This window comes from Streptomyces sp. LARHCF249 (assembly GCF_052871255.1).
This window is the reverse complement of sequence record NZ_JBIXJQ010000006.1, coordinates 263,892-276,187: the sequence shown is the minus strand read 5'-3', so window position 1 is coordinate 276,187 and position 12,296 is coordinate 263,892. Positions and strand designations below refer to the sequence as shown.

The 12,296-nt window shown below is 73.8% G+C and carries 11 protein-coding genes; 6 read left to right on the top strand and 5 right to left on the bottom strand.

Annotated elements, in window-relative coordinates:
- Positions 1–62: 62 nt before the first annotated feature.
- On the bottom strand, positions 63–1,511 hold the full coding sequence (locus ACIPUC_RS19265; RefSeq protein WP_446590797.1) for a VWA domain-containing protein: 1,449 nt from the start codon (positions 1,509–1,511) through the stop codon (positions 63–65).
- A gap of 294 nt (positions 1,512–1,805) precedes the next feature.
- On the opposite strand from ACIPUC_RS19265, the gene ACIPUC_RS19260 reads away from it, so the two are divergent.
- Positions 1,806–3,893 carry a PhoX family protein gene (locus tag ACIPUC_RS19260; protein WP_446590796.1) on the top strand — a complete coding sequence of 696 codons (2,088 nt, stop codon included), beginning with the start codon at positions 1,806–1,808 and terminating at the stop codon, positions 3,891–3,893.
- Positions 3,894–3,915: 22 nt separating this feature from the next.
- Here the strand turns inward: ACIPUC_RS19260 and ACIPUC_RS19255 are convergent, their stop codons facing one another.
- The 4 genes from ACIPUC_RS19255 to ACIPUC_RS19240 form a co-directional block, all read right to left on the bottom strand.
- A complete protein-coding gene (locus ACIPUC_RS19255; RefSeq protein ID WP_446590794.1) occupies positions 3,916–5,229 on the bottom strand; it encodes a sensor histidine kinase in 1,314 nt (437 codons plus the stop codon).
- Positions 5,217–5,927: a hypothetical protein gene (locus tag ACIPUC_RS19250; RefSeq protein ID WP_446590793.1), complete on the bottom strand. Its 711-nt coding sequence runs from the start codon at positions 5,925–5,927 to the stop codon at positions 5,217–5,219. Before ACIPUC_RS19250 ends, ACIPUC_RS19255 begins: the two co-directional genes overlap by 13 nt.
- 108 nt (positions 5,928–6,035) lie before the next feature.
- Positions 6,036–8,024, bottom strand: coding sequence for an FUSC family protein (locus ACIPUC_RS19245; RefSeq protein WP_446590792.1), 1,989 nt, complete (start codon positions 8,022–8,024; stop codon positions 6,036–6,038).
- Positions 8,025–8,104: 80 nt separating this feature from the next.
- Entirely contained in the window at positions 8,105–8,932 is an 828-nt protein-coding gene (locus tag ACIPUC_RS19240) for a hypothetical protein (protein WP_446590790.1), read from the bottom strand.
- A gap of 110 nt (positions 8,933–9,042) precedes the next feature.
- On the opposite strand from ACIPUC_RS19240, the gene ACIPUC_RS19235 reads away from it, so the two are divergent.
- Genes ACIPUC_RS19235 through ACIPUC_RS19215 form a run of 5 tightly spaced genes read left to right on the top strand, consistent with a single transcriptional unit; the run spans position 9,043 to position 12,278 of the window.
- Positions 9,043–9,519 carry an RrF2 family transcriptional regulator gene (locus tag ACIPUC_RS19235; protein WP_446591164.1) on the top strand — a complete coding sequence of 159 codons (477 nt, stop codon included), beginning with the start codon at positions 9,043–9,045 and terminating at the stop codon, positions 9,517–9,519.
- A 41-nt stretch (positions 9,520–9,560) separates the two neighbouring features.
- Positions 9,561–9,956, top strand: a complete 396-nt coding sequence (locus tag ACIPUC_RS19230; protein WP_446590788.1) for a RidA family protein — start codon at positions 9,561–9,563, stop codon at positions 9,954–9,956.
- 59 nt (positions 9,957–10,015) lie between these two features.
- Positions 10,016–10,426, top strand: coding sequence for a hypothetical protein (locus ACIPUC_RS19225; protein WP_446590787.1), 411 nt, complete (start codon positions 10,016–10,018; stop codon positions 10,424–10,426).
- Positions 10,423–11,382, top strand: a complete 960-nt coding sequence (locus ACIPUC_RS19220; protein WP_446591162.1) for an ATP-binding cassette domain-containing protein — start codon at positions 10,423–10,425, stop codon at positions 11,380–11,382. Before ACIPUC_RS19225 ends, ACIPUC_RS19220 begins: the two co-directional genes overlap by 4 nt.
- Entirely contained in the window at positions 11,379–12,278 is a 900-nt protein-coding gene (locus ACIPUC_RS19215) for an ABC transporter permease (protein WP_446590786.1), read from the top strand. Before ACIPUC_RS19220 ends, ACIPUC_RS19215 begins: the two co-directional genes overlap by 4 nt.
- Positions 12,279–12,296 lie beyond the last annotated feature (18 nt).

Genomic DNA, 12,296 nt, shown 5'->3' with positions numbered 1-12,296 from the left:
ATGTGCCGAAGGGCCCGGGATCGGATGATCCCGGGCCCTTCGGCCGTACTGCCGCGTGTCGGTCAGAACCGCTCGAGGATGCCCTTGAGGAGGGCGGCGGAGGTCAGTTCGCGCGGGGCGGGGCCGGCGTGGAAGAAGCCGGCGTTCTCGGCGTCCAGCTTGCGCAGGAAGTCGAAGGCCTTGGCGTCGTGGTCGCCGAACGCGACGAACTGCCAGTGGATGCCGGGGGCGGTGGTGGCCGCCTCGGCGATCGCCTGGCGGGCGGGCCGGACGTTGTCGGGCGCGCCGTCGGTCTGGAAGACGACCAGGGCCGGGCCTTCGCCGCCGTCCTTCTGGTAGCGCTCGACGACGGCCTCGACGGCGACGTGGTAGCTGGTGCGGCCCATCCGGCCGAGCTCGGCGTGGCGGGCCTCGACCCAGGCCTCGTCGTGGGTGTCGAGGGCCAGGTCGGCGGTGCCGTCCAGTTCCGTGGAGAAGAACACCGTGTGGACGGTGGCCTCGTCGTCGAGGTGCGCGGCGAGGGCGAGGGCGTGGTCGGCGAGGTACTGGGCGCTGCCGTCCTTGTAGAACCCGCGCATGGATCCGGACCGGTCCAGGACGAGGTACACCTTGGCGCGCGCTCCGGCCCTGCCCTTGCCCTTGAGCACCTGCCCGGCCGCCTTGTAGGGCCCGGCCACCCCGGGCGCCCTGCGCCGCACCGCGGCCGCGGCATACGCGGGCCCGTCCGCCTCGGCCTCGGCCTCGGCCTCGGCGGCCACGGGCTCCGCCTCGGCGACGGGCTCGGCCTCGGCGGCCACAGGCTCCGCCTCGGGCGCGACGGCCGCGGCCACGATCTCGGCCTCGGGCTCGGGCTCGGGCTCGGGCTCGGGCGCGGCCTCGGGCTCCGCCTCGGCGACGGGCTCGACCTCGGCGGCCTCGGGCTCGGCCACGGGCTCGGCCGCGGGCTCCGCCTCCGGCGCGGCCTCGGCAGCGACGGCCTCGGCAGCGACGGCCTCGGCCTCGGGCTCCGCCTCGGGGGCGGCGGCCTCGATCTCCGCCTCGGCGGCCGCCGGCGCGGCCACGATGTCAGCCCCGGCGGCTTCCGCGGCGGGCTCCGCCGCGACCTCGGCGGCAGCCACCGGCTCCGCCTCCGCGACGGGCTCGGCGAAGGTCTCGGGCTCCGCCTCGGGGGCGGCGGCCTCGGCCGCCTCGGGCTCCGGGGCGGCAGGGACCGGGACCTCCTGCTGAACCGCCGGAGGCGACGGGCGGCGGGCCTCCGGGACGGTGGGGTCCGCGACCGGCGAGGGGTCCGGGGCCGGGGCCGTCAGGACGGTCCCCGGCTCGCGGTCCCGCGGTGCGGACTGCGGCGGAACGGTGGGGTTGTCGAAAGAGGCGGCCACCAGCTCCGCCGCCGCGTCCAGGGGCGTGCGCTCCGCCTGGCTCGGGAGGGCCGCCGAGGGCGTGCCCGACGTTTCCGGTACCGGTTCCGCAGACCGTCCGAACACCTTGCGCAACAAGCTCCGAATACCCATGGGCCAGGCCTTTCGCATGAGTGCGTGCGTCATTTGTCCGTGCTGCGCGGATGATCCCTGCCCAGAGTGGACACGTAAGGTTATCGGCCGCCCGGCTGGAACTTCGGGAGGGGCGCCTTTCGTGGCGTCCGGCTCCCCTCCGCGCGAACGCCGCGGACGAACTCCCGCCCCGACGTACCGGGTTCACCGACCGTTCATCCCCGCGCCGCCGCTTCGGCGCCACCCGGGCCTAGCCTCACCGCTGGATCGTTCCGACACGTTGTCGGCGCCCACGCAGCTACTCGGAGGAAACTCGTGCGCAAGCTTCTGCCGTTCATCGGCAACCCGCATGGGAGCGGCCGCTCCGCTCTCACCTGTCGCTACCGCTGTGGCGACGCATGCTTCCACGAGGTGCCCAACACCAGCGACAACGAGTACGCCGGCGACGTCATAGCCCGCGCGTACTCCCGCCGCTCGATGCTGCGTACCGCCGCCGTCGTGACGGTCGCCGCCGCCGGCGGCACCGCCATCGCCCTCACCGGCCCCGGCCAGTCCGCCAACGCCACCCCGGCCGGCGAGGCCGAGGCCGCCGGTGCGGGCAAGAGCGGCGAGGCCGCCCGCGGCCTGCGCTTCAAGGCCGTCGCGCCGAACACCGCCGACCAGGTCACCGTCTCCGAGGGCCACGAGCAGAACGTGGTCATCCGCTGGGGCGACCCGATCATCAAGGGTGCCCCGGGCTTCAACGCCGACAAGCAGACCGCCGCCGCCCAGGCCGGTCAGTTCGGCTACAACAACGACTTCCTGAGCCTGCTCCCGCTCGGAGACAAGTACGAGCGCCAGCAGCTCCTGGTGGCCAACCACGAGTACACCGACGAAGTCCTCATGTTCAAGGGGTACGACCCGGCCAACCCGACCCGCGAGCAGGTCGAGATCGCCTGGGCCGCGCACGGCCTGTCCGTGGTCGTCGTCCAGGAGGACCACCGCAGCGGCAAGCTGACCGCGGTCTCCCGCCACCAGCTCAACCGCCGTCTGACCGCCACCAGCGAGTTCAGGCTGACCGGCCCGGCCGCGGGCGGCGCCCTCCTGAAGACCTCCGCCGACGCGACCGGCACCAAGGTCCTCGGCACCCTCAACAACTGCGCGGGCGGCACCACCCCGTGGGGGACGATCCTGTCCGGCGAGGAGAACTTCAACCAGTACTTCGCCAACGGCGGCAGCGTCACCGATCCCGTCCAGGCCGCGCGCCTCAAGCGCTACGGCATCGGCGGCGCCGCGTCCGAGCGCAAGTGGGAGCGGTTCGACAAGCGCTTCGACGTGGCCCAGGAGCCCAATGAGGCCAACCGCTTCGGCTACATCGTCGAGCTCGACCCGTACGACCCGAACTCCGTCCCGCGCAAGCACACCGCGCTGGGCCGCTTCAAGCACGAGGCAGCGCAGCCCCGCCTGACCGAGGACGGCCGTCCGGTCGTCTACATGGGCGACGACGAGCGCTTCGACTACTTCTACAAGTTCGTCTCGTCGAAGCGGATGAAGAAGGGCGACTCGCGCGCGGCGAAGGAGCACAACCTCACGCTGCTCGACGAGGGCACCCTGTACGTCGCCAAGCTGACCGGTGACTCCCCGGCCGCCCAGATCGACGGCTCCGGCAAGTACCCCGCCGACGGCGAGTTCGACGGCACCGGCGCGTGGATCAAGCTCGCCACCGGCAACGTCTCGCACGTCGAGGGCATGACCGCCGAGGAGGTGTACGTCTTCACGCGCCAGGCCGCCGACAAGGTGGGCGCCACCAAGATGGACCGCCCCGAGGACGTGGAGCCGTCCCCGCGCACGGGACGCGTCTACGTCGCGCTGACCAACAACAAGGACCGCGGCGCCGCGGGCAAGGGCCCCGCCGACGAGGCCAACCCGCGCAACAACAACAAGCACGGCCAGATCCTGGAGCTCGCCGAGAACTTCGACGACCCGGCCGGCGACGGTTTCGCCTGGCGGCTGTTCCTGGTCGCCGGCGACCCGAACGACCCGGCGACCTACTTCGCGGGCTTCCCGAAGGACAAGGTCAGCCCGATCTCCTGCCCGGACAACGTGGCCTTCGACCCGCACGGCAACCTGTGGATCTCCACCGACGGCAACCAGCTCGGCTCCCACGACGGCCTGTTCGGCGTGGCGACCTCCGGTGAGCGCCGCGGTGAGCTGAAGCAGTTCCTGACCGTCCCGCGCGGCGCCGAGACCTGCGGCCCGATCATCCAGGACAAGCGCGTCCTGGTGGCCGTGCAGCACCCCGGCGAGGTCGACGGCGCCTCCGTCGAGAACCCGCAGTCCGCGTGGCCCGACGGCCCCGGCAAGATCGTCCGTCCGGCCGTCGTCTCGGTCTGGCGCAAGGACGGCAAGAGCATCGGCGTCTGATCCCGACGTCGGGTGACCACCCTCAATCCGCCTCCGGCAGCCGTCCGACGGGCAGCCTGAGGGTGGTCACCGCACCGCCGTCGGGTGCGTTGGCGAAGGTCAGCCCGATCTCCAGCACGGCCGCCTGGCCGGCCACGATCGTCAGCCCCAGCCCGTGCCCCCGCCCGCGCCCCGGATCCCCGGTGCGGAACCGCTGGGGGCCCTGCTCGATCAGCTCGGGCGGATACCCGGGGCCGTGGTCGCGCACCACCACCACCGGGCCCTCCACCGTCACCTCGACCGGCGGCCGCCCGTGCCTGTGCGAGTTGACCAGCAGGTTGGCCAGGATCCGGTCCAGCCGGCGCCGGTCGGTGAGCACCTCCGTGTCCCGGACGACCCGGACCGTCGCGTCCCGCCCGCTCCCGGTGACCGCGCGCCGTACCGCCCGGCCCAGCTCCACCCGGGCGAATTCGGCCCGTTCGACGCCCGAGTCCAGCCGGGAGATCTCCAGCAGGTCCTCGGTGAGCAGGTGCAGGGCCTTGAGCCGGTCGTTGATCATCTCCTTGGGACGGCCCTCCGGCAGCAGCGCCGCCGCGGCCAGCGAGCCCGTCAGCGGGGTGCGCAGTTCGTGCGCGACGTCCGCGGTGAACCGCTTCTCCGCCTCCAGCCGGCGCTGGAGCGACCCGGCCATCGAGTCCAGCGCCTGCGCCACGTCCCGTACTTCGTCCCGGGAGCGGCCCGGCCGCCGGTCGTCCCCGTCCCTGTTCCCGCCCCTGTCCCCGCCCCTGTCCCCGCCTCCGCCGTCGTCGCCGTCGGCCGGGAAGTCCACCCGGGCGTCCAGGTCCCCGGAGCTGATCCGGCGGGCCACGGCGGCCGTGGCCGCGAGCCGCCGGCTGATCCGGCCGGCGAGGAACAGGCCGGCCAGCGCCACCACTCCGGCCGCCAGCGCTGCGGAGGCGAGGATCGCCGTGTCGATGTGCCGCAGCCGGTCGCGGGTGTTGCCGTACGGGATCCAGATCGCGAGGGCGTGCTCGTCGGCCGGTCCGGCCGCCCACATGACGGGCTCGTCCCCGCGGCGGCCGACCATGCTGCCGGTGTCTCCGCGTGCGACCAGCTCGCGCAGCGGTTTCGGCAGGCCGGGCGGGTCCAGGGCGACGTCCACGTCCCCGTGGGAGGTGCCGTACTCGTAGTGCCCGAGCGCGTGGTCCAGATCCGTTTCCGCCTTCGTGCGGACCTCCCCGACGATCTGCCGGGCGACCACGTTGTGCACCACGGTCCCCAGCGCGGCGGCGACCATGCAGCAGACGGCCGTGGTGGTCAGGGCGATCTTCCAGCGCAGGCTGCTCAGCGCGCGCATCGCGACCCGTCCCCGCTCAGCGGGAGGTCCGTGAGGGACGGGCACTCGTCGAGGGTCAGCTGAGACAGGCTCATGACCCCCGCCTTGGGGTCCCACTCGTAGTCGGAGACGGCCACGTACGCCGGGTTCGAGGTGGGCTCGCGCACCGCCAGGTGCTCGGCGGCGACCTCCACTCCCTCCAGCACCGCCCGCCGGGCCAGCACCCGGGCGATCGAGCCGTCGCCCCGGACGGTGTAGACGCGCAGTTCGCTGAGCCGGCCGTCGATGTCCAGGGCGGTGATCAGCTCCTCCCGGCCGTTGCCCGTCAGGTCGTGCAGCACGCCCGGACGCACCGGGCAGTCGGGTCCGCCGTCCGCGGCCCCGGTGCAGAGCGCGAGCCGCTGCACCGCCCGTGGGTCGACGAGCCGGCCCGTCCCGCCGTCCTGCGCGGCGGCGGAGGTGACGTCGGCGCGTACGACGTCCAGCGCGTTCACGCCGCGCATGCCGGGCCCGGCCGCCTTGGGGAGCCCCGGCACCACGGCGGCCGCCCCCGGTTGCTCGCGGGGGTCGGGCGGGGCCGGGCGGACGTCCTTCCACAGGGTCTTCGGGGCGTGCACCGTGCCGAGGTCGCCCTGGCTCCGCAGCCCCTCCACGTCGGCGCAGCCGGCCGAGGCCGCCAGGAGGGCGGCGAGGACCGGTAGGGCCAGGGCGCGGTGCATGTACCGATGCTCCCCCGTCAGGCGGCCCGCGGCCTTGCCACGGGGCCATCCGGGGGACCGGCACCGGGGCGCCGCCGAGCCGGGCGCATCCGGCGTCGCGGCCCCCGGTCAGCCACCCGGGCGGGTGATGGCGCGGGCCGCCGCGAGCTCCTGGTGGACCGGGGCCAGGACGCTCGACTCGTCGCCCGCCGGCTCCGCCGCGACCCGTACCGGGGTCGTGCTGCTGCGGACCCGCCCGGCGAGCTCGCGCAGCTGCCGCGCGAGACCCTCCACCTCGCCCGCCGCGGGCGGCTCGGCGCCGTGGTTGACCCGGACGCGGGCGGCGGTGGTCGCGTCCACGATGCGTTCGACGGCCACCACCAGCGGCCACCAGGCCGCGGCCCGGGCCCCCGTCGGCGGCGGCTCGGTCAGGGCCCGCTGGAACTCGCTGCGCACGCCCGACAGGTCCCGGTAGATCCGCCGCCGGGCCTGGACGCGGGCGGTGCGCGCCGCCCCGAGCGCGGCCTCGTCCGGCACCGGGGCGAAGGCCCGCTCGAGGTACCGGGCGGCGTCGTCCACGGCGTCGGCGAGCCGGTCCCCGATCCGGGCGTGCCAGCTCTCCGGCCACAGCAGGTAGCCCGCGACGAGGGTGATGGCGCAGCCGATCAGGCTGTCCAGCAGGCGCGGCCGGATCAGGTCGAAGCCCTGGTGGTTGAGCTGGTCCGACAGCAGCAGGATCACCGGGGTGATCGCGGCGGTCTGGAAGGCGTACCCCTTGGCGGAGAACGCGGGGATCAGCGCGGCGAGCGCCACCATCACCGGCACGTCCCACCAGCCGCGCGGTACCTCGGCCAGCACGGCGGCGGCGACGACCAGCCCGGCCGCGGTGCCCAGCGCCCGCAGCACGGCCCGGGAGAACACCGAGCCGAAGTCGGGCTTGAGGACGAAGGTGACCGTCAGCGCGACCCAGTAGGAGCGCTCGACCTCGACCAGCGAGACGAGCGACTGGGCGAGCCCGATGCACAGCGCGAGCCGCAGTCCGTAGCGCCAGGAGGCCCCCGAGAACATCACGTAGCGCACCGCGCGCCGGGCCCGGACCCGCAGGGCGGCGGGCCGGCCGAGCCGGTCGTCGATGTTGTGGGGGTCCGGCTCGGGGAGGTGCACGACGGCCGCCGCGTGCCGCAGGGCCGAGTCGATGGCCCGCTCGGCCGGGGTGTGCGGGGCGGGCAGGTCGGGTACGGGCGTTCCGGTGCGGCCCTCTTCGACGGCGTCGGCCAGCTCCCGTACGGCCGCCGGGATCCCGGGCGGCAGCGGACGGCCGCGCAGGTGGGCGGCGGGGGCGGCCTCCACCAGCGGGATCACCACGTTGAGCTGGGCCAGCATCCGCACCAGCGAGGGGCTGCGCCCGTGCACCCGGGCCCGGTGGCCCAGCACCAGGTCGTAGGCCTGGTTCAGGGCCTGGGTGACCTGCCGGCGGCGCTCCTCGTAATCCGGTCCGCCCGCCGCCTCGAGGGCCTCCGCCAGCGCCCGGTAGGTGGCGGCGACGGCCGTGCGTTCGGGCCGGCGGCCGCGCAGCGGCCAGCCCAGCAGGGTCAGCACGAGCACGAACAGCCCGCCCGCGCTCAGCAGCAGCGGGGCCGTCCACCAGGGCTGCGGCAGCGGCAGACCGGCGCCGATCACGGCGTTGAGCAGGAGCAGCAGACCGGAGACGGACGCGACCGTGCCGATCGAGGAGATCATCCCGGAGACCAGGGCGACGAGGGTGAGGGCGCCGACGGCCACCCAGCCGTGCCCGAAGACCAGGGTGCCCAGTGCCACGCCCACGGCGCCGAAGAGCTGCGGGACGGCGATGTTGAGGATCCGCATCCGGTAGGCGTCGGCGGTGTCGCCGATGACCCCGGACAGGGCCCCCATGGAGACGAGGGCGCCGTACTCGGGCTCGTCGAGGGCGAATCCGACGGCGAGCGGGGCGGCCAGCGCGACCGCCGCGCGCGCCACGGCGGCCCAGGGGATCGGTGCGGTGCTCGGCCGCAGTCCGCCCAGCAGCCAGGAAGGCGGGGCCAGCGGATGCGGCCGGCCTCGCCCGGCCGCTATGTGTTCGGTGCGTTCGGTGCTCATTCCGCTTCCGTGCCGCCGCTCGCGAATCGGTTCTTCTGGGCTCTTCTGCGTCGTTCTGCGTACGTTGGTACCTTCCGAGCTTATGGGGTGCGGCGCAGCCGGCCCGTCACCCAGGCGCCCAGCGCGGCGGCGAGCCCGACGGCCAGCACCACCCAGGCGGTGGTGCGCAGGAACGCGGTGAGGGCGTCGTACACCGCTCCGGCGGCCTCCCGGTCGATGTCGGCCGGCAGATCGTCCAGGGTGATCCGGCGGCAGACGCCCACCGCGATCCACAGCAGGGCGGCCCCTGCGGCGAGTCCCAGCCCGGTGGCCACCACGGCCCGCCGGCGGCGGACGGCGACCGCGATGGCCGCCGCGGCCAGCACCACGGTCAGCACGGGGAGCCAGACGCCCGCGATCTGGAGCATGCGGAAACCCTTCCGGAGCGCGCCGAGGTTGTCGTACTCCATGACCTTGACGGACACATGGGTCACCGGGATGCGGTCGGCGAACGGCACGCCGTCGGCGACGAGTTCCCCCTTGACCTGGGCGATGACGGGCGCGAGGTCGATGGTGACGGCGTCCCCGTGGCCGGTGGTGAGCGCCTCGAGGAAGGCGGCGTGGGCGGCCCGGTTGGCCGCGTCCCAGGCGGTGCGGTAGGCCGGCGTGCCGGCGAAGGAGCCCAGGGCTTCGCCGAGCAGGGTGTCGACCCCGCTCTGGAAGGGGCCCGCGTCGATCTGGTCGGCGAGGGCGCGGGTGACCTGGGTGACGACGACGCCCTGGACCGCGGGGTTGCCGGCGAGCGGGGCCATGGCGGCGGTGTAGCGGTCGGCGCTGCCCAGCTCGCGGTCGGCCCAGTACGCGACGGCGCTCGCGGGTACCAGGAGGGCCACGAGCGCGATCAGTACCGCCGACAGGATGGTGCGCACGTCACCAGGGAATGCCGGGGCGGGGCCCGGCGCGAGCTGTGTTGCTGCGGGTGGGTGGCGAGGCGTCCTTGCGGGCGAAGTCCTGGACATTTAATATCCAGGATATGAAGATGAGCGAGGGCGTCGAGTGGGCGCTGCACAGCTGCGTCAACCTGGCGTGGAGCGGGCCGGACCGGGCCGTGCCGGCGGCGCGGCTGGCCGCGTGGCACGACCTGCCGGCGGCCTATCTGAACAAGCAGCTCCAGGCGCTGGCCCGGGCGGGCATCGTCACCTCCACCTCCGGCCCCCGCGGCGGCTTCCGGCTGGCCCGCCCGCTGGCCGCCATCTCGCTCATGGACGTGGTCGCCGCCGTCGAGGGGCCCGAGGAGGCCTTCCGGTGCACGGAGATCCGGCAGCAGGGGCCCGGGCGCTCCGATCGGGCGGCCGCCGAGGCGCCGGGCTGCGCCATCGCGCACGCCATGTCCCGGGCCGAACTGGCCTGGCGCACGGCCCTGGCCGCGCAGGACCTCGACGAGATCCGCAGGCAGGCCGAACGCCAGGCCCCCGACGCCCCGGAGCGGCTCCGCGCCTGGCTGGCCGCGCAGTAGCCACACCCCGCACGTACGGACACGGAAAACAGGAGCTCGGCATGACGCGCAGCATCATCAACCCGGCAGGACTCCACCACCCGACCGGCTACGGCTACAGCCACATCGTGTCCGCCCCCGGCGAGCAGGTCTTCATAGCCGGCCAGTACGGCTCCGACGACAGCGGCCACGTGGTCTCCGAGGACTTCGCCGACCAGGTGGCACAGGCCTTCGCCAACCTCCGTACCGCGCTGGCCGCCGTCGGCCTCGGCCCCGCCGACGTGGTCCGCATCGGCACGTACGTCGTCGGCCACGACCAGGAGAAGCTGGCCGTCCTCCTCAAGGAGCTGCACGCCACCTGGGGCACCGAGCTGCCCGCGCAGACCCTGGTCGGGGTGGCCTCGCTCGCCCTGCCCGGCATGCTCTTCGAGATCGACGCCGTGGCGGTACGCGGTTGATCCACTTGCCGGGCGGGGACCGCGGGTGTGCCCTGGATGATGGGAGAGAGGAGCCCGTCATGGCACATGCGGCACCCACCGCCCCCCGGGGCCACTACACCCGCCGGACGACGGACACGGACCACCTCGCCAGGAACGCCCTCACGCGCGCCCTGCTCATGGGTCTCGTCTACGGAGTCTGGGCCGCCTTCATCCAGCGCCAGATGGGCCCGGTGGACGCGGGCAACGTGTTCTACGGGATCCTGTGCGGCGCGCTGTTCGCCGCCGTCATGTTCGGCCTCAACCGGGTCGGCCCCCGGCTCAAGCGCGAGGCCCACGCCGCCGCGTACGGCGTCTTCGCGGGCATCGCCGTGGGCTACCTGCACAGCCTCACCGGCGCCAGTGTGCTCGGCTCCAGCGTCATCGGCCTCTTCTCCGGCCTGGGTGTCGGAGGGGTGGCGTTCTACCGCTACTACACGCGCGAGGACTGAGTCCCACGGCCGCCGGCCACGCGATCGAGACCGCCGGCCTCGTCAAGGTCTTCGGGGACACCCGGGCCGTCGACGGGGTGGACCTCGCCGTGCCGGAGGGAACCGTCTACGGAGTCCTCGGCCCCAACGGGGCCGGCAAGACCACCGTGGTGAAGATGCTGGCCACCCTGCTGCGCCCGGACGGCGGGGAGGCCCGCGTCTTCGGCAAGGACGTCACCCGTGAACCGGACGCCGTGCGCAGCCGGGTCAGCCTCACCGGCCAGTACGCCTCCGTCGACGAGGACCTGACCGGTACGGAGAACCTGGTGCTGCTCGCGCGGCTGCTGGGGCATTCCCGGCCCGCCTCGCGGGAGCGCGCCGCCCAACTGCTGGAGGCCTTCGGGCTCTCGGCCGCGGCCGGCCGCCAGGTCAAGCAGTACTCCGGCGGGATGCGGCGGCGGATCGACATCGCCGCCTCCATCCTCAACACCCCCGACCTGCTCTTCCTCGACGAGCCGACCACCGGCCTCGACCCGCGCAGCCGCAACCAGGTCTGGGAGATCGTGCGCGCCGTCGTCGCGCAGGGCACCACCGTCCTGCTCACCACGCAGTACCTCGACGAGGCCGACCACCTGGCCTCCCGGATCGCCGTCATCGACCACGGCAAGGTGATCGCCGAGGGCACGAAGGGCGAGCTGAAGGCCTCGGTCGGCTCGGGCAGCGTGCACGTCCGCCTGCGCGACCCGGCCCAGCGGGACGAAGCCGTGCGCCTGCTGGCCGCCGTGCTCGACGAGTCCGTCACGCCGGATCCGGATCCCGTCGCGCTGACCGCCCGCGTCGACGACGCCCGGTCCGCCGCAGCGGCCCTGGCCGAGCTCGCCCGGGCCGGGATCGTGGTCGACACCTTCGCGCTGGGCCAGCCCAGCCTGGACGAGGTCTTCCTCGCGCTCACCGACGACAAGGGGGTGACGGCATGAGCGTCGAGACCGACGAGAGCGGTGCCGACGGAACCGCCGGGAGCGCCGGAACCGCCAAAACGGCCGCCCCCGACCTGGAGTTCGCCGCCCCGCGCGCCGATCAGCTCGCCGCGCTCCTGGTCTCCGGCCGGCGCCCGCCCCGCCCGAGCGCGCTCTCGACCTCGCTGACCTTCGGGTGGCGGGCCGTCCTGAAGATCAAGCACGTCCCCGAGCAGCTCTTCGACGTAACCGCCTTCCCGATCATGATGGTGCTGATGTACACGTACCTCTTCGGCGGCGCGCTGGCCGGCTCCCCGGGGACGTACATCCAGACCCTGCTGCCCGGCATCCTCGTCATGTCGATCGTGATGATCACGATGTACACGGGGGTCTCCGTCAACACCGACATCGAGAAGGGCGTCTTCGACCGCTTCCGCACGCTCCCCATCTGGCGGCCCTCGACCATGGTCGGCTACCTGCTCGGCGACATGCTGCGCTACACGATCGCGTCCGCCGTGATGCTGGCCGTCGGCCTGATCCTGGGCTTCCGCCCGGCGGGCGGGGCCATGGGGGTGCTGGCCGGGGTGGCGCTGCTGATCGTCTTCTCGTTCGCCTTCTCGTGGGTGTGGACGATGTTCGGGCTGCTGCTGCGCAGCGAGAAGTCCGTCATGGGAGTGAGCATGATGGTGCTGTTCCCGCTCACGTTCCTCAGCAACATCTTCGTGGACCCGAGGACGATGCCGGGCTGGCTGCAGGCCTTCGTCAACAACAGCCCGGTCACCCACCTCACCACCGCCGTGCGCGGTCTGATGGCGGGGGAGTGGCCCGCGACCGAGATCGCCTGGTCGCTGGGGTGGGCGGGACTTCTCGTCCTGGTCTTCGGACCCGTCACGATGCGGCTGTACAACCGCACGTAGCAGCTGCGAGCGGCGCCG

Bases quoted from the DNA above. Each gene is read 5' to 3' on its own strand.
- ACIPUC_RS19265 (WP_446590797.1), bottom strand. From the start codon at position 1,511: ATGGGTATTCGGAGCTTGTTGCGCAAGGTGTTCGGACGGTCTGCGGAA.
- ACIPUC_RS19255 (WP_446590794.1), bottom strand. From the start codon at position 5,229: ATGCGCGCGCTGAGCAGCCTGCGCTGGAAGATCGCCCTGACCACCACG.
- ACIPUC_RS19250 (WP_446590793.1), bottom strand. From the start codon at position 5,927: ATGCACCGCGCCCTGGCCCTACCGGTCCTCGCCGCCCTCCTGGCGGCC.
- ACIPUC_RS19245 (WP_446590792.1), bottom strand. From the start codon at position 8,024: ATGAGCACCGAACGCACCGAACACATAGCGGCCGGGCGAGGCCGGCCG.
- ACIPUC_RS19235 (WP_446591164.1), top strand. From the start codon at position 9,043: ATGAGCGAGGGCGTCGAGTGGGCGCTGCACAGCTGCGTCAACCTGGCG.
- ACIPUC_RS19230 (WP_446590788.1), top strand. From the start codon at position 9,561: ATGACGCGCAGCATCATCAACCCGGCAGGACTCCACCACCCGACCGGC.
- ACIPUC_RS19225 (WP_446590787.1), top strand. From the start codon at position 10,016: ATGGCACATGCGGCACCCACCGCCCCCCGGGGCCACTACACCCGCCGG.
- ACIPUC_RS19215 (WP_446590786.1), top strand. From the start codon at position 11,379: ATGAGCGTCGAGACCGACGAGAGCGGTGCCGACGGAACCGCCGGGAGC.